Source organism: Marinobacter sp. F3R11 (assembly GCF_003318275.1).
In the GTDB taxonomy this organism is placed as follows: domain Bacteria; phylum Pseudomonadota; class Gammaproteobacteria; order Pseudomonadales; family Oleiphilaceae; genus Marinobacter.
The window spans coordinates 331,183-347,402 of record NZ_QOCH01000003.1 but is presented as its reverse complement, the minus strand read 5'-3'; the positions used below and the strand labels follow the sequence as shown (position 1 = coordinate 347,402).

Genomic DNA, 16,220 nt, shown 5'->3' with positions numbered 1-16,220 from the left:
GCTCAGGTTTTATCAATCCTGGCAAACCGGGGCACCTGTTCCCCGGCAACGTTTACGGTTTCACGGAACATGCTCAGGGGGCGAACCCACAGACTGTTATCACCGTACAGGCAACGATAGACCACGAGCTTTTCTTCGGTTTCGCTGTGACGGGCAATATCGATTACTTCGTAATCCTTGCCTTTGTAGTGCCGGTAGCGGCCGGGGCGTATATCGGTTTTGTGTTCGGTCATAGGGGTTCTCTGCGGTTCTTTGATGGCACCTTGCGTATTCTGCAACTGCGTCAGGCCCGGCGAGAGCCCAGGGAAAGCCGGATATGGTTCCGGATCAGGAGGTTTTCCCAGTAATGACGCATCCAGTTCCAGGCGTCGTTATTTACCTGTTTTACGAAGGGATCCAGGTTCAGCTCGTAATAGTCGGGTGTACCGGCAATCTGCAGTACGGTTACGGTGATTGAGTCATCCAGTTCGTTAGCGAAAGGTTCGCCAATAAGCTCATGGACCAGAAGGTTAGCACGAGTTGCTTCTATATCGACAAGCCCTCCGGTTCTGATGGAACGATTGTTTTCGTGCATGTCTTCCATAAGCCGGTGACAGAGGTAAGCCTGGATCAGTAGACCATCCAGCCCCGCATAGCGCACCAGCAATGCCGAAGGTTCGGTGAAGTACCCAATGGCCGCTTTAACAAACGGATCAAACAAATGGGCAGTTCCTGCCGCGCGGGCGCATGCATCCACGCATTCAATCAGCCTGGGAGCCATTTCAATGTATTCGATGGCAAACTGGAACAGGCAGTTGGCCGGCTTGTAGCCCTCAATAGTGACAGCAGAAGGCAGTGCAGCTGCCTTATCATGCAGCTGCCGCAAAAAAGTTCCTGAGCGGGCCTCTTTGCGCCGCGCGTGATCAATGATCTCCAGGACTGCCTGTGGCGTCATTTGAGAACATGCCGTTGTCTGAACGAGTTGAGGTCGCAAGGCGCCTCCTGTAACGGGCTGTAGATAAGCTGGCGGGCCATGCTGAGGTTAGTTGCTACCACGAAGCGCCCGCCGTTTCTGACAAGTGTAGACGAGATTTCGTGAGCCGGGATTTCCTGATTGTCAGATATTGTTAATGGTTGTGCCCGGGTCAGCGGCCACGGAACCATCGATCATTGCGGGTATGTGACCAGCACAGCCAGCCCATACTTGCAGCACGGGCGAGCATCAGGCAGATGAGAGAAAACCATAGCCCATGATTACCCCAGCCTGTGGTTAACCACCATACGGGTGCAAAAACGCCAAGTGCGGAGAATAACATGGTGTTCTGCATATCGCGGGTGCGGGTGGCACCAATGAACACGCCATCGAACAAAAAGCCCCAGACAGATGCGATGGGTAGTAGCCAGAGCCAGGGCAGATATTGCCAGGCTGCAATGCGCACACCCTCGATACCCGTCAGCATGGCGATCATGCTGCGGCCACCAAAAACGAACACAAGAGTCAGCAACAGAGAGCCCCACAGAGACCAGCGCAGTGCGCAGCGGAATACCACAAAGAACCTGCGCCGGCTGTTCCTGCCAACAGCCTCGCCGATCAACGCTTCAGCGGCGTTGGCAAAGCCGTCAAGGGCGTTGGAAATAAGCAGCAGAAATGTGATCAGCACCGCATTGGCTGCCAGTATGGTGTCGCCCTGACGAGCCCCCTGAGCCGTGAAAAAGGCCAGTACGAGCAACAGAGCAATGGTGCGCACCATGATGTAGCGGTTAACCTGGAGAATTGCCAGATAGTCCGCAAGCTGTCCGAACAACTCCCTGGTGAGTTTTTGTCCTTCGGGCATCCGGCTCAGCACAATAACGAACCCGATGATTGCGGCGCCATACTCTGCAATCACAGTGGCGATGGCAACTCCCCTGCTGTTCCAGCCCAGAACCGTCACAAAAAGTATATCCAGTACGATATTCAGGCCATTGGCGACAATGAGCATGATCATCGGGCCGCGTGCAAACTGGGTACCTATCAGCCAGCCCACCAGTGTGTACTGACAAAGCACTGCCGGGGCACTCCAGATTCTGATGGCTGCATACTCGCCGGCCAGTCCGGTAACGCCGGGGCTGGGGTTCATCAGTGCCAGCCCGGTCCGGATCAGGGGCTGATGGCACAGAATGAGCAGCAATCCGATGCCGACCGCCAGCATCACAGAGCGCAGTAGTAAAGCAACCTGGCTGAAGCTGTCACGTTTGCCCCAGGCCTGGGCTGCGAGGCCCGTTGTGCCCATGCGCATAAAACCGAAAGTCCAGTACAGGATGCTGAACAGGTTGGCACCAACAGCTACCGCCCCCAGATATTCCGGGCTTTGCAGGTGCCCGAGTACGGCCGTGTCCACCAGCCCGAGCAATGGAACCGTGAGATTTGTGAGCATAAGAGGCCATGCGAGAGCCCACAAACGCCGGTCTGTTACAGACAACCTGAATGCCATATTCGATCTGCTTCTTAAAAGTGCTGAGTTAGTGGTTTTAGGTTTAGCCGTTTTTTTAGTGTTTTCTTGATCCGTGTCTATACTCGGTTTTGAGGTATCTAATAAGCAGGCTTTCACTCTGATGTTACCGGTGAATGCGAGAGCACCGGAAAAAAAGTCAGAGGGATAACGCAAAATCCGACAAGAATAATACTCTGTGGAGACACAGTATGCGTGTGCACGCTCAGCGGGCAGGTGCCCTGTTCGGTGGTCTGTCGTTCCCCGCTCTGTCAGTAGCGGACTGGACGGTAAACATGACTCCGGGGGTAACCGGTACCAGTAACGATATTTTCGACCTTCATATGACCATTTTCTGGATATGCGTCGCCATTGGCGTGGTGGTATTCGGGATTATGTTCTGGTCTATCTTCGCCCACCGCAAGTCCCAGGGCGCAAAACCTGCAAATTTTCACGAGAATACCCTGGTTGAGATCCTATGGACGCTTATACCGCTTGTGATTCTCGTCATCATGGCGATTCCTGCCACTGCAACCCTGATCGATATGTACGATACCACCGAGTCAGATATAGATATCAAGGTGACTGGTTATCAGTGGAAGTGGCAGTACGAATACATAAATGAAGATTTTGGCTATTTTTCCAACCTGGCAACACCTTCAGATCAGATTAGTAACAGGCAGGCCAAGGGAGAAAACTACCTGCTGGAGGTGGATAACCCCATGGTTATTCCGGTGGGTAAAAAAATCCGCTTCCTGCTGACCGCAAACGACGTCATCCACTCCTGGTGGGTGCCGGATTTTGGCGTCAAGAAAGATGCTATCCCTGGCTTTATCAACGAAGCCTGGACCCGTGTGGACAAGCCGGGCACCTACCGTGGCCAGTGCACCGAGTTATGCGGGAAAGACCATGGGTTTATGCCGGTGGTGGTGAAAGCTGTGTCAGAAGAAGATTACAACACCTGGGTCAACCAACAGATAGCCATGGCGGAGAAAGAACGTGAGCTGACCCAGAAAGACTGGACCATGGAAGAATTGTTGGAACGGGGTGAAAAAGCCTATGCGACTGCCTGTGCGGCCTGTCATCAGGCTGACGGCAGCGGTGTGCCACCGGCTTTTCCGGCACTCAGGGGCAGCGCTGTTGCTACCGGAGATATAGCCGCGCACATCGACATCGTGGTGAACGGTAAACCGGGCACGGCGATGCAGGCCTTCGGCGGCCAGCTGAATGAAGCAGACCTTGCGGCCATCATTACTTACGAGCGTAACGCCTGGGGTAACAAGGTTGGCGACATGGTCACGCCGAAAGAAATCTTCGATTACAAGAACGCACAGTAATCAACGCCAGATAACAGCTATCACCAGCCACAATAACAGGCGGTAACGGGGGTTTTAATGAGTGCGGTTGCAGATACCCACGCCCAGGAACATCATCATGGCCCGGCGAGCGGCATCAGTCGCTGGCTGCTGACGACTAATCATAAGGATATCGGGACCATGTACCTGATATTCAGTTTTACCATGTTCCTTCTGGGTGGAACCATGGCAATGGTTATACGGGCTGAACTCTTCCAGCCAGGCTTACAGATTGTCCAGCCGGAATTTTTCAACCAGATGACCACCATGCATGGCCTGATAATGGTGTTTGGCGCTGTCATGCCGGCATTTGTCGGGTTGGCAAACTGGATGGTGCCGCTGATGATCGGTGCGCCGGACATGGCCCTGCCGCGGATGAACAACTGGAGTTTCTGGTTGCTGCCCTGTGCATTCCTTATACTGGTTTCAACCCTGTTCATGGAAGGCGGAGCCCCTAACTTCGGCTGGACATTTTACGCGCCACTTTCCACTACCTACGGGCCACCGAGCACAACCTTCTTTATTTTTGCCATCCACATTATGGGTGTGTCCTCGATCATGGGGGCCATTAACGTGATCGCCACCATACTGAACATGCGCGCGCCCGGCATGACCATGATGAAAATGCCCATGTTTGTATGGACCTGGCTGATTACTGCGTTCCTGCTAATTGCAGTGATGCCAGTACTCGCAGGTGTGGTCACCATGATGCTGATGGATATCAACTTTGGAACCAGCTTCTTCAACGCGGCCGGTGGTGGTGATCCGGTTCTGTTCCAGCATGTGTTCTGGTTCTTCGGGCATCCGGAGGTATACATCATGATTTTGCCGGCATTTGGGGCTATATCACATATTATCCCGGCATTTTCGCGGAAGAAGCTGTTTGGTTATGCATCTATGGTATACGCGGTAGGTGCGATTGCGCTGCTATCCTTCCTGGTGTGGGCGCACCATATGTTCACGGTAGGCGTACCCGTCGCCGGGCAGCTGTTCTTCATGTATGCCACCTTGCTGATTGCCGTTCCGACAGGGGTGAAGGTATTTAACTGGGTAGCCACCATGTTCAGGGGCTCTCTCTCGTTCGAGACTCCCATGCTGTTTGCCATCGCCTTTGTGATCCTCTTTACGATTGGCGGATTCTCAGGCCTGATGCTGGCGATTGCCCCGGCAGACTTCCAGTACCACGACACCTATTTCGTGGTTGCACACTTCCACTATGTATTGGTGCCTGGCGCCATATTCGGCATCTTCGCTTCGGCATATTTCTGGTTGCCCAAGTGGACCGGCCACATGTATGACGAAACACTGGCCAAAACCCATTTCTGGCTGTCGTTTATCGGCATGAACCTGGCCTTCTTCCCGATGCATTTCCTGGGTCTTGCCGGGATGCCCCGCCGCATTCCGGACTACGCCCTGCAGTTTGCTGATTTCAATATGGTGTCGAGTGTGGGGGCCTTCATGTTCGGGTCTACCCAGTTATTGTTCCTTCTGATCGTTGTGAAGTGTGTGAGAGGTGGAGAGAAAGCTCCTGCCAAGCCATGGGAAGGTGCAGAGGGGCTTGAATGGACGGTTCCTTCGCCGGCGCCCTACCACACCTTTTCTACGCCACCGGTTGTGAAGTAGGAGGCTGGATTCAATGGTTGAGCAAACGGTTGCCGCTCCCGCCACCCAGCGCAGCAATGCGCGGGTTGTAGGCTGGTGTCTTGCCAGCGTGGCCGGCATGTTTGCCTTCGGTTTTGCGATGGTGCCTTTGTACGATGTGTTTTGTGACATCACCGGTATTAATGGCAAAACCAGCGGCCGGTATGTGTCCTCAGATGTTGCGGTTGCCGATATGAAGCGCACGGTCAAAGTACAGTTTCTGGCCCAGAACGGGCCGGACATGCCCTGGGTTTTCCGTCCGGTATCCCGAAGTGTGGATGTGCACCCGGGAGAGGCAATTACCGTAAGTTTTTACGCCGAGAATCCTACCGGCAGGGATATGGTCGGGCAGGCGGTGCCCAGCTTGTCGCCATCTGAAGGGACCTTGTATTTCCATAAAACAGAGTGCTTCTGCTTCAACCAGCAACCGTTAGCAGCCGGTGAGAACACAGAAATGCCACTGGTTTTTATCGTGGACCGGGATCTGCCCAGCCACATTACCAAGCTGACGCTGTCCTATACGCTGTATGACCAGGGCGAACCACAGGCTGCGGTTTTCAAAACAACAACAATCGATAATGGATAAGCCATCGGAGATTGCTATGGCGGACTTTCAGACCTATTACGTTCCTGAACAGAGCAAATGGCCTATTGTTGCTACCGTCGGCCTCGGGGTGACCCTTTACGGTGTCGCCTCAATTATGGTCGCCAGCAACCAGGGCGGAAGTACCGGTGGCGACTGGATGATTTTTGCCGTCGGCATGGCAATCATGATTTATATGTTGTTTGGCTGGTTTGGCAGCGTGATCAGAGAAAGTCGGTCCGGCCTGTACAGCCCGCAGATGGACCGCTCATTCCGCTGGGGGATGAGCTGGTTTATCTTCTCGGAGATCATGTTTTTTGCGGCCTTTTTCGGAGCACTTTTCTACGCGCGTGTGTTTGTCGTGCCCTGGCTCGGAGGTGAAGGCGACAGAGGCAGTTCCAACATGCTTTGGGAGGGCTTTCAGGCAACCTGGCCATTGATCAACAACCCGGACCCGGAAGCCTTTCCCGCACCGAAATCTGTCATCGGAGCCTGGGGTTTGCCGCTGATAAATACCATATTGCTGGTCACTTCATCATTTACCGTAACCGTAGCTCACCACGCGCTTAAAGCGGATAACCGGAAGAAAGTGAAAATCTGGCTGGGGGCTACCATTGTCCTGGCTCTTGCATTCCTGCTTTTACAGGCAGAAGAGTATGTGCACGCCTATCAGGATCTCAATCTGACACTTCAGTCCGGTATCTACGGCAGTACTTTTTTCATGCTCACCGGGTTTCACGGTGCGCACGTAATGCTGGGTACGCTGATGCTGACCATCATGCTGATCCGCATTCACAAAGGGCACTTCTCATCGGATAACCATTTCGGGTTTGAGGCAACTTCCTGGTACTGGCACTTTGTAGACGTGGTCTGGCTAGGTCTGTTTGTGTTCGTGTATGTCATCTGAGGTGACCGGAAGCTCTTATCAGGGAGTCGGATGCAGTGTCAGGCTCCCTTGCCACAGCGACAAAAGAATAACCGCCAGCAGCAGAACGCTAAGCGTTACCCGGACCGCGAGGGAGTTCACCACACGATTGGTTTTGCCGCCATCTTTGAGGAGAAAGAACAGACCACTGAAAAGGCTGACGATAACGGCAAGCATGAGGAAGATGATGAGGGCTTTGAGCATAAAGAGTCTCTCTGGTTTTTGTTCTGACTGCTGCCAGATTCACTATAGCAGACCATGATGACGGCAAAGAAAAACCCCCGGAAATGGCGCATTAACTGGCGCCTGATGATTTTTACCGGCGCTTTCCTGCCGTTGTTGGTGGGCCTCGGGATCTGGCAACTGAATCGGGCCGGACAAAAGCAGGTGATACTGGAGCAATGGAGACAGGAGGCTCAGAACCTGGACTGGCCGGAGTTGGTTGCGAATGGCCTGGAAAACGGCCGGCCGGTAACGGTAACCGGGCTTTATGGTGATCGAAGCTGGTTATTGGATAACCGGACCCGCGATGGAATTGCCGGTTACGAGGTGCTTACGGTGTTTTATCCGCTTCAGGGGCCTCCGGTTGTGGTCAACAGAGGCTGGGTCGGGGCGCCAAGGACGAGAAACGAACTGCCGGATGTGACCCCTCCCGAGGGTATGTTCAGCCTGACCGGCCGGATAAGTGAGTACCCGCAACCTCCCGTTTTATCGGACAAGTCATTAGCGGCAGGCGGTTGGCCCCGGCGGGTTCAGATGCTTTCCGGTCCGGTAGCAAGAGTTGAAGTACCAACTCTGCCAGGCGCTATCATCAGGCTTCAGGACAATAAGCAGCCCGGAGCCTATCGTGCTGACTGGGCGCCAGATCTGATGGGGCCACAGACACATTACGGATATGCGGCACAATGGTTTGCGCTTGCCATGGTGCTGACTATATTGAGTGTAGTAGCGAGTTATCGAAAGACAGGAGCCAATAATGACAATGACAATGGCTAACCGGATACCACAGCAGGAAGAGGCAGAAGGCCCTTCTCCAGAACAGGTACGCAGAGGCCGTCGCACAGCGATGCTGCTGTTTTCCCTTGGCTTCGGACCGATGATTCTGGCCACAGTGATGTTCTACACAGGCTGGCTGAACCCTGCGGGACACACCAATCAGGGCGTTCTGATCACGCCACCGGTGCCGGTGGCAGATCTCGGCCTGGAGACGCTCTCGGGGGAGCCTCTGGCCAGGCGCTTCAATGCAAGTACGGATCCGCAATGGCTGCTTGTGGTTGCAGCTGGCGAGTGTGACAGCATTTGTGAAGAGCTGCTCTATCTGTCGCGGCAAGTGAACATTGCACTGGGCAAAAACGCCAACCGTGTATCCCGAGCGGCTGTGCTGGGTGGTATTTCCGGCGACCTGGCTGCGCGCTGGCCTACGGAATACCGGTTAATGGAACGTCTGGTACCTGCGCCGGGTACAACCCCGGCCTGGCCCGCTGGTATCACTCCCGAAAAAGAACCGCGCATCATGCTGATTGATCCTTTCGGGAATGTGATGATGCACTATGGCCCGGAACATTCTGGCAAGGATATGCTCAAGGACCTGAAACACCTGCTCAAATTATCGCAGGTGGGCTGAGGTTCAGCCTGGAGGAGTCACCTTGCATCATCCGACCGCCGCACGTCCGCCAAAAGCAAGAGCCATGGTTAACTGGGCGACATTCGCAGTGCTTCTTGCCGTTGTGGTGATCATGCTGGGCGCATGGACCCGCCTGGTTCATGCTGGACTGGGTTGCCCTGACTGGCCGGGTTGTTACGGATTCATCACCGTGCCCCAGAGCGAGGCGAGCATCGCCATCGCCAATGCCCGGTTTCCGGATACGCCCGTGGATGTGGCCAAGGGCTGGCCGGAAATGATCCATCGCTACGCAGCCGGTACGCTGGGGCTGGTGGTGTTCGGACTGGCTGCCAGCGCGGTGCGACAGCGCCGAAGCGGTATGCCTTTCAGGCTACCTCTGTTCATTGCAGGATTTATTCTGCTGCAGGGGGCCTTCGGTATGTGGACAGTCACTCTGAAGCTCTGGCCCCAGGTCGTTGCTCTTCACTTGTTGGGTGGTTTCACCACACTGAGCCTGCTTACCCTGCTGCTGCTTCGTCTTCGGAAGTTTGCGGCTCATCAGGCTGGGGTTATCCCGGAAACACCTGCTTCTGCGAACAGGCCGGCGCCAACATACGGTATAGCGAGCTTTCGCCCATGGCTCGCCGGGGGGCTTTTACTGATCATCATGCAGATTGCTCTGGGTGCCTGGACGGCTGCAAATTATGCAGCTGTCGCCTGTACCGATCTGCCAACATGCCAGGGGCAGTGGTGGCCGGAAGGCATGGATTTCCAACACGGTTTTGATATTACCCAGCATGTCGGCCCTAACTATCTTGGAGGGCAGCTTAACGCGGATGGACGGGTAGCGATTCACGTAACTCACAGGGCGGGTGCCCTGGTGGTTCTGGCATATTTTTCCGTTCTGCTGGTTTTGCTCTGGCGTCAGGCCACAGGCCGGGATCTGCGCGGCCCTGTCCTGCTGGTTGCAGCGGCTCTGGTGGCCCAGATCAGCCTGGGGATTGCCAACGTTCTGCTTTTCATTCCCCTTCCCGTTGCTGTTGCCCATAACGCCATGGGCGCCGGGTTGCTGCTGTCGGTGATTTATCTGACCTGGCGACACTATCAGTTGTCCCATGTGTCTCCGGAGCTAAAGAGTGAAACAGCGATACATACAAAAACAATGAATCAGGAGATTACGGCATGAGTGAACAAGTGAACGTACTGCCGGCTCAAGGGGTTTCCATTCAATCCACCCGATCGATTTCCTGGAGGGATTATCTGGAACTGACCAAACCCCGTGTCGTGGCGTTGATGATCCTGACATCGGTTATAGGAATGTTGCTGGCTACCCCGGGGTTACCTGGCTGGACTGTAGTGATATACGGCAACCTGGGCATTGCCCTGCTTGCCGGTGCAGCCGCCGTGGTCAATCATGTGGTCGACCAGAAAATTGATACAGTTATGGCCCGCACCCGCAAACGCCCGGTTGCCACAGGCAGGATTTCCCCGGTAGAGGCTATCGTATTTGCAGTACTGCTGGCCTGTATTGGTATGATCTTGCTGATGTGGCAGGTGAACCACCTGACAGCCTGGCTCACCCTGGCTTCTCTGGTGGGTTATGCAGGTGTTTACACCCTGTTCCTGAAACGGGCGACTCCCCAGAACATAACGATTGGTGGTCTCGCAGGGGCAATGCCACCCCTGTTGGGCTGGACGGCAGTTACAGGGCAGGTCGACGGCCATGCACTGCTTCTGGTTCTGATCATTTTCGCCTGGACACCACCCCACTTCTGGGCGCTGGCTATTCATCGCAAAGAGGAATATGCGAAGGCCGGCATCCCCATGCTGCCCGTTACTCACGGCAATAAATACACTGAACTGCACATACTGCTTTATACCCTCATGTTGCTGGCTGTCAGCCTGCTACCATTTGTCACAGGTATGTCCGGCTGGATTTACCTGGCCGGGGCCCTCGTATTAGGCTTACGCTTTCTGCACTATGCTGTGCGTCTGATCAAGGGCGATGACCGGCGAGTTGCACTGAACACCTTCAAATACTCCATCACTTACCTGATGGCTCTGTTTGTGGTACTTCTTGTGGATCACTTTGTGTTTTTCTGACTTGGTGCATACGCGCCAGCAGGAGGGGGGGAGCCTTTTCCGCCGGGAAAAAATGTCTGAGCGCAGCGAGTTGTTTTTCCCAGAGGAAAAGGCTCCCCCCCTCCTGCTGTCATTGCGTTACTGCTGAGTTGGCCAATTGGAGTAATGATGAATCGTTCAGTTCGGTTGACGTTGTTTGCACTTCTGCTACTGGTGGTGCTGATTTTTGGTGGCGTTGTAGGGCGCCAGGTGTTTCTGTCCGATGGCGGGGAACCCACACCGGCTCCGGATCTGGCCGAGATGAACACTTATGTCTATGACCAGCCGCGGCCGCTGGCTGAGTTTACGCTGGTGAATGAAAACGGCGAGACTGTTACCCGGGAAAGCCTTCGTGGCCGGTGGACGTTTGCGTTTGTTGGTTACACCAATTGCCCGGATATCTGCCCGGCGGCCATGGCCAACCTGCGACGTACAGACACGTTACTGTCGAATGAATTGCCTCAGCCGGATTATCTGCTGGTCAGTGCAGATCCGGAGCATGATACGCCTGAGCAGCTCAAGGCCTATACCGGGTTTTTTGGAGAGAACTTTCATGGCCTGACCGGTGATCTGGAAACCTTGCGTGAACTGGCGAAAAGCCTGAGTGCGGTTTTTGTGCATCGCGAGGTGGATGGACAGCTGCTGGTTGATCATAGCGGACATTTTGCACTGCTGAACCCGGATGGCGAGTTGGCAGCACTTATTCAGCCACCCCATAATCCAGAGCAACTGGCCGAGGCTTTCGCGCGCATCTACCAGTGGGCGAAAGCCAATCATGAAAAGTCCCCCTCATAAGGCGGTGGGACAGGCTGTTCTGCTAAGGTCAAACTGACACGACCGAGCGACTCGCATAGACTGCCTGGCAGAAAATAAACTCGCCGGAACAGAAAGCATGTATCAGCAGAACAGCACAACCCCGAAAGAGCTCTTTGGCGTTCTGGCGGCTGGCGCCATTATGCTGATGGTCGTGCACGGGCTTGGTCGTTTTATCTACACCCCGCTACTGCCTTATCTGGTTGAAGATGCTCAGTTCACTGCACCTGAAGGCGCGGCGGTTGCTACCTGGAATTACTTTGGCTATCTGGTAGGTGCCATGCTGGCGATTCGTTGGCACAGGGTCAGCCAGATCCGTGTTCTGCTTCCTATCTTTCTGACGGTGCATGTAATAACCACAGTTTTCATAACCCAGACTGACAGTCTGACTGCTATTTCTGCCAGTCGCTGGCTGAACGGAGTCGCCAATGGTGTGATTTTTGTGCAGGCTCCGGCGTTGATTCTTGAATGGCTGGTGTTGCGCAATCGCGCCAGTGTGAGCGGGCTTGTATACATAGGTGTAGGCTTGGGTCTGCTGGTTTCGAGCGGGTTGGTAAGCGGTAGTGCTGATTGGCTGGAGGGCGCTGAGCGCTGGTGGCCAGCGGCTCTGATCTCCATTCCTCTGGCCCTGTGGGGGGCTTGTCGTCTATCGCGTCTGGAGTTGCAGGATCACCTGCCTGACGCTGATGGTAAAACCGCAAGTACCACGCCACTCATAGACCGGGCCAGTGCACCACTGTTTCTGTCCTACGCGGGTGCCGGGCTGGGCTACATACTGCCTATGACTTTCCTGCCTCTGCTTGCAAAACTGGAGCTGGAAGCCGGCCACTGGTTGATAGACGGAACCTGGCTTATCGTGGCGTTATGCACCATTCCCGCCGCATGGCTGTGGAATAAACTCGGAACGAAACTGGGCGATATACCAGCCCTGAAGCTGAATTTCCTGATTCAGCTGGCGGGTGTTCTGGCCGCGGTTCTCTGGCCTGGGACTATTGGCTTGATGCTATGCGCTGCATTGGTAGGCGGTACCTTTCTTGGTACAGTTTTGCTGACTCAGCGCATCGGACGTGCCCTGCATCCACATCAGGGGCCGCGGTTATCTGCTGCCATGGTGGCCCTCTACGGTTTCACCCAGATGGTTGGTCCCTGGCTGACCAAACAATGGCTTGATGCCGGCGGTACCCTTGTTTCCGCTTTCGGAATAGGCGTTGGGGCACTGGCATTTGGCCTGATGTTTGTTTTCTTCGTTCCCCGCCCCGAAGCCTGGCACGCAAGAACGATCCGGTCCTGCTGAAAATACCCGGGCTCAACCATGTTAAGCTCCTAAGTTAACCTTGCGCATGCCCGAAACCAGAGCGAAAAAGTGCTCCCGATAGATCATATCCTCCCAGAGTTAAAACAAACCCTTGAGCAGACCACCACGGCACTGCTGCAGGCTCCGCCGGGTGCCGGTAAAACAACCCGTGTGCCTTTGGCCTTGCTGGAGGCCTCCTGGCTGAAGGGGCGGAAAATACTGATGTTGGAGCCGAGACGGCTGGCGGCCCGTTCGGCTGCCAGGTACATGGCCTTGCAACTGGGAGAGCAGCCCGGGCAGACCGTAGGCTACCGTACGCGGTTGGATACCAGAATCTCCGGCACGACGCGCATAGAAGTTGTTACTGAAGGAATTCTTACCCGGCTGATCCAGAATGACCCTATGCTGGAAGAGTACGCTGCAGTGCTATTTGATGAATTTCACGAGCGATCATTGCAGGCCGATCTCGGGCTTGCCCTGGTGCGAGAGACTCAGGAAGCGCTGCGGGAGGATCTGCGGGTACTGGTAATGTCCGCGACACTGGACACTGCCCCTATTGCCCGAATGCTGGGGGATGTACCTGTATTAACCAGTGAAGGGCGGGCCTTCCCGGTGGAGGTGTTTTACCGGCCTGCGCCTTCGGCACAGCGCAATCCCCGGCTGGTGGATCAGGTGGTAGCTGTGATTAACGAGGCACTGGCACAACAGCCAGGCTCGGTACTGGTATTTCTTCCGGGAGCCGGGGAGATTCATAGGGTAGCTCAGGCTCTTGTCGGGCAGGTGGCTCCGGATGTTGTGGTTGCGCCCTTGTTCGGCAATCTCGATACCGCTGCACAGGATCAGGCCATTGCTCCGGCTCCAGAGGGCTCCCGGAAACTCGTGCTGGCAACCGCCATTGCGGAAACAAGCCTGACGATCGAAGGCGTACGGGTGGTGGTGGACAGTGGCCAGCAACGCAGGGCGGTGTTCGATCCTAACAGTGGAATGACAAGGCTGGTAACCGGGCGGGTTTCAAAAGCGTCGGCAGAACAGCGCAAAGGCCGTGCTGGTCGTGTTGAACCGGGCGTATGTTACCGGTTATGGAGTGAGTCAGAACAGTTCGGGCTTGCTGATTTTACCCCACCGGAGATTCGCGAAGCGGATCTGGCACCCCTTGTACTTGAACTGGCGCAGTGGGGCGCCCGGACACCCGACAAGCTGGTATGGATTGACCCGCCGCCGCCTGCTCACTGGCAGCAAGCCGTGGAATTACTGCAGTGGCTGGATATGCTGGGCGATGATGGCGCGATTACCGGGCATGGTAAATCGGCACGGGCACTGGGCATTCATCCCCGGCTGGCACACATGGTCATACTGGGGCGATCGCTAGGGCTTGGCAGGCTGGCGGCCGAGTTAGCCGCGTTGCTGGAAGACCGGGACCTGTTGGGCCCGGGATCCGGTGCCGATATGCATGAGCGTATCCGCGTACTTCGTGGTGAACGGGGCTCCCAGCGCATAGATACGCGGCGGTTGCAGGCGCTGAGCCAGCAGGCAAAGCGTCTGGCAGGTCCGGAAACAGGTGGCAAAAGTAAACCGGAAGAGGTGCCGACGGACACCGAGGTCGGGCGTTTGTTAGCACTCGCTTACCCTGATCGAATTGGCAAGCGGCGGTCGGGCGATACACCAAGATATCAGCTCAGCAATGGCAAAGGTGCGGTGCTGCGGGATGACGATGGTCTGGCACGGCATGAGTGGCTGGTGGCTGCAGACCTGGATGGCAAGGCAAAAGAGGCAACCATTTATCTGGCGGCGCCGGTGGACCTGCCGGTTCTGGAATCTGATCTGTCAGCCCATATAAGTGAAGAAGATGAGGCGGAATGGGATGATAAACGCGGCAGGGTGGTTGCCCGCAGAAGCCGCCGTCTGGGAGCACTTCTTCTTGCCGAGAAACCCCTGGATAAAGTCTCCCCCGAGCTGATTCAGCAGGGCCTGCTTGCTGCTATTCGGCGTAAAGGCCTGGATAGTCTGCCCTGGACCCCTGCTGCCAGGCAGTGGCAGGCACGGGTTGCGTTGCTGGCCAAACACTTCCCCGGCCAATGGCCAGACGTCAGCGATAAGGCCCTGACAGAGGCACTGGAACAATGGCTTGCGCCTTTCCTGACAGGCATCAGCCGGTGGTCTGAACTGGCGCGGCTGAACCTGCAGAACGCCCTCAACAGCTTGCTTGAGTATCCCCAACAGCAGCAACTGGCTGAACTTGCACCCACTGCACTGACTATTCCCACCGGCAGTTCCGTTGATGTGGATTATACGGCTGAGAACGGGCCGGTTCTGGCGGCCAAGCTACAGGCACTGTTCGGCTGGACAAAAACACCGGAAGTGGCTGGTGGTAAAGTGCCAGTGGTGATTCACCTGCTTTCGCCAGCGCGCCGGCCACTGGCGGTGACGGCAGATCTGGGCAGTTTCTGGGTTAATGTCTATCCACAGGTGAGAAAAGATACCCGTGGCCGATATCCCAAACATCCCTGGCCTGAGGATCCGCTTACTGCAGAGGCTCAGCATGGAACGAAAAAACGCCCTGCTCGCTGACCCGCCCTGAAAGCAGGTGCCCAGGGATAGTTTCAAAGTAAATATTACGAACGGTGATGTGTTTTCCCACTGGCGCGCCCAGTTCACTCTCCGGCATTTCTTCAAGCACAACGGTTTTACTGGTGGCAGAGCTGTCCTTGAACGAATCAGCCAGTACCCAGCAGGGTTTTGCCTGTGCCCGGGCCGCAAGAGCCATCAGATAGGTGCCGCTTTTATTGATAAAGGCATCATCGCTGAGCCATGTGTCGCAGCCACAGATCACCAGATCTGCCTTGGCCGTGAACAGCCCGATCTGGGCATCGGTAATCAGGGTAACCTCAATGTCCAGCTCATCCAGTTGCCGGGCAAGCGTAAAACCCTCGTTGCCGGGGCTGCTCTGGGTACAGATTACCGAAAAAGGGCGACGCTGTTTGCTGAGGTGCCGGAACAGGGCGAATACCTGCGAGCTGTTGCTGTGAGTCAGGATAACGGCGCCCGGTGACACCAGCTCTGCCGCATGTTCCGCTATCTGGGCCTGGGCATTCTGCAGTTGCTGTAGGACTTCATGAATAACGGCGCAGGCGTGGGTGCTTGCAGGCGCGCTGTCATTACGGATTTCAAGCTTCCGCCGGCAACGAGAGATCGCGTTGGCAAGTGGCACCATGCTGGGTCGCGCTGCATGCAGAGCCGTCAGGACTGCATCCAACTCACCCGCGCTGACCTCTGACGCTTCGAGCCACTGACATAAAGATGCCAGCGTGCGAATAGCAAGTTTTGCTGCGCCTGACTGGAGATCGTCCCGTACCTGCTGAAGGATTTCCTGTGCCTGTTTGTCCATCAATCGCCTCTGACCGGACCATATATGAATAGTCTGATCAGAGGGTAGCA

16 protein-coding genes are annotated in these 16,220 nt (G+C 55.5%); 11 read left to right on the top strand and 5 right to left on the bottom strand.

Going from position 1 to position 16,220, the window contains the following annotated elements; genetic code table 11:
• Nucleotides 1-2: 2 nt before the first annotated feature.
• From DS878_RS01615 to DS878_RS01605, 3 genes are all read right to left on the bottom strand, one after another.
• A complete protein-coding gene (locus DS878_RS01615) occupies nucleotides 3-233 on the bottom strand; it encodes a DUF1653 domain-containing protein (RefSeq protein ID WP_113814183.1) in 231 nt (76 codons plus the stop codon).
• 50 nt (nucleotides 234-283) lie between these two features.
• Nucleotides 284-934 carry a hypothetical protein gene (locus tag DS878_RS01610; RefSeq protein ID WP_113814182.1) on the bottom strand — a complete coding sequence of 217 codons (651 nt, stop codon included), beginning with the start codon at nucleotides 932-934 and terminating at the stop codon, nucleotides 284-286.
• Nucleotides 935-1,124: 190 nt separating this feature from the next.
• Nucleotides 1,125-2,453 carry an MATE family efflux transporter gene (locus tag DS878_RS01605; protein ID WP_113814181.1) on the bottom strand — a complete coding sequence of 443 codons (1,329 nt, stop codon included), beginning with the start codon at nucleotides 2,451-2,453 and terminating at the stop codon, nucleotides 1,125-1,127.
• A 209-nt stretch (nucleotides 2,454-2,662) separates the two neighbouring features.
• On the opposite strand from DS878_RS01605, the gene coxB reads away from it, so the two are divergent.
• The 4 genes from coxB to DS878_RS01585 are packed head-to-tail and all read left to right on the top strand — an operon-like array spanning nucleotide 2,663 to nucleotide 6,936.
• The gene (coxB, locus tag DS878_RS01600; protein ID WP_113814180.1) at nucleotides 2,663-3,787 is read left to right on the top strand and encodes a cytochrome c oxidase subunit II; all 1,125 of its coding nucleotides are present in this window, start codon (nucleotides 2,663-2,665) and stop codon (nucleotides 3,785-3,787) included.
• 57 nt (nucleotides 3,788-3,844) lie between these two features.
• Nucleotides 3,845-5,428: a cytochrome c oxidase subunit I gene (gene ctaD / locus DS878_RS01595; RefSeq protein ID WP_113814179.1), complete on the top strand. Its 1,584-nt coding sequence runs from the start codon at nucleotides 3,845-3,847 to the stop codon at nucleotides 5,426-5,428.
• 13 nt (nucleotides 5,429-5,441) lie between these two features.
• On the top strand, nucleotides 5,442-6,032 hold the full coding sequence (locus tag DS878_RS01590) for a cytochrome c oxidase assembly protein (RefSeq protein ID WP_113814178.1): 591 nt from the start codon (nucleotides 5,442-5,444) through the stop codon (nucleotides 6,030-6,032).
• A gap of 16 nt (nucleotides 6,033-6,048) precedes the next feature.
• On the top strand, nucleotides 6,049-6,936 hold the full coding sequence (locus DS878_RS01585) for a cytochrome c oxidase subunit 3 (RefSeq protein WP_113814307.1): 888 nt from the start codon (nucleotides 6,049-6,051) through the stop codon (nucleotides 6,934-6,936).
• A gap of 18 nt (nucleotides 6,937-6,954) precedes the next feature.
• On the opposite strand, the gene DS878_RS01580 is transcribed toward DS878_RS01585, so the two are convergent.
• Nucleotides 6,955-7,158: a twin transmembrane helix small protein gene (locus tag DS878_RS01580; RefSeq protein WP_113814177.1), complete on the bottom strand. Its 204-nt coding sequence runs from the start codon at nucleotides 7,156-7,158 to the stop codon at nucleotides 6,955-6,957.
• A 57-nt stretch (nucleotides 7,159-7,215) separates the two neighbouring features.
• Between DS878_RS01580 and DS878_RS01575 the strand changes: the two genes are divergently transcribed.
• The 7 genes from DS878_RS01575 (at nucleotide 7,216) to hrpB (ending at nucleotide 15,353) form a co-directional block, all read left to right on the top strand.
• The gene (locus DS878_RS01575; RefSeq protein WP_261977544.1) at nucleotides 7,216-7,950 is read left to right on the top strand and encodes an SURF1 family protein; all 735 of its coding nucleotides are present in this window, start codon (nucleotides 7,216-7,218) and stop codon (nucleotides 7,948-7,950) included.
• Nucleotides 7,931-8,578 carry a hypothetical protein gene (locus tag DS878_RS01570; protein ID WP_410003442.1) on the top strand — a complete coding sequence of 216 codons (648 nt, stop codon included), beginning with the start codon at nucleotides 7,931-7,933 and terminating at the stop codon, nucleotides 8,576-8,578. The genes DS878_RS01575 and DS878_RS01570 overlap by 20 nt, the downstream gene beginning before the upstream one ends.
• Nucleotides 8,579-8,642: 64 nt before the next feature.
• Nucleotides 8,643-9,743 carry a COX15/CtaA family protein gene (locus tag DS878_RS01565; RefSeq protein WP_113814176.1) on the top strand — a complete coding sequence of 367 codons (1,101 nt, stop codon included), beginning with the start codon at nucleotides 8,643-8,645 and terminating at the stop codon, nucleotides 9,741-9,743.
• The gene (cyoE, locus tag DS878_RS01560; RefSeq protein ID WP_113814175.1) at nucleotides 9,740-10,660 is read left to right on the top strand and encodes a heme o synthase; all 921 of its coding nucleotides are present in this window, start codon (nucleotides 9,740-9,742) and stop codon (nucleotides 10,658-10,660) included. Before DS878_RS01565 ends, cyoE begins: the two co-directional genes overlap by 4 nt.
• Nucleotides 10,661-10,807: 147 nt before the next feature.
• Complete coding sequence (locus DS878_RS01555; protein WP_113814174.1) at nucleotides 10,808-11,473, top strand: SCO family protein; 666 nt, start codon at nucleotides 10,808-10,810, stop codon at nucleotides 11,471-11,473.
• Nucleotides 11,474-11,570: 97 nt separating this feature from the next.
• Complete coding sequence (locus DS878_RS01550) at nucleotides 11,571-12,785, top strand: YbfB/YjiJ family MFS transporter (protein ID WP_113814173.1); 1,215 nt, start codon at nucleotides 11,571-11,573, stop codon at nucleotides 12,783-12,785.
• 69 nt (nucleotides 12,786-12,854) lie between these two features.
• Complete coding sequence (hrpB, locus tag DS878_RS01545; RefSeq protein ID WP_113814172.1) at nucleotides 12,855-15,353, top strand: ATP-dependent helicase HrpB; 2,499 nt, start codon at nucleotides 12,855-12,857, stop codon at nucleotides 15,351-15,353.
• Here hrpB and DS878_RS01540 read toward each other — a convergent pair.
• Entirely contained in the window at nucleotides 15,307-16,170 is an 864-nt protein-coding gene (locus DS878_RS01540) for a translation initiation factor eIF-2B (RefSeq protein WP_113814171.1), read from the bottom strand. The genes hrpB and DS878_RS01540 overlap by 47 nt on opposite strands.
• Nucleotides 16,171-16,220: the final 50 nt, after the last annotated feature.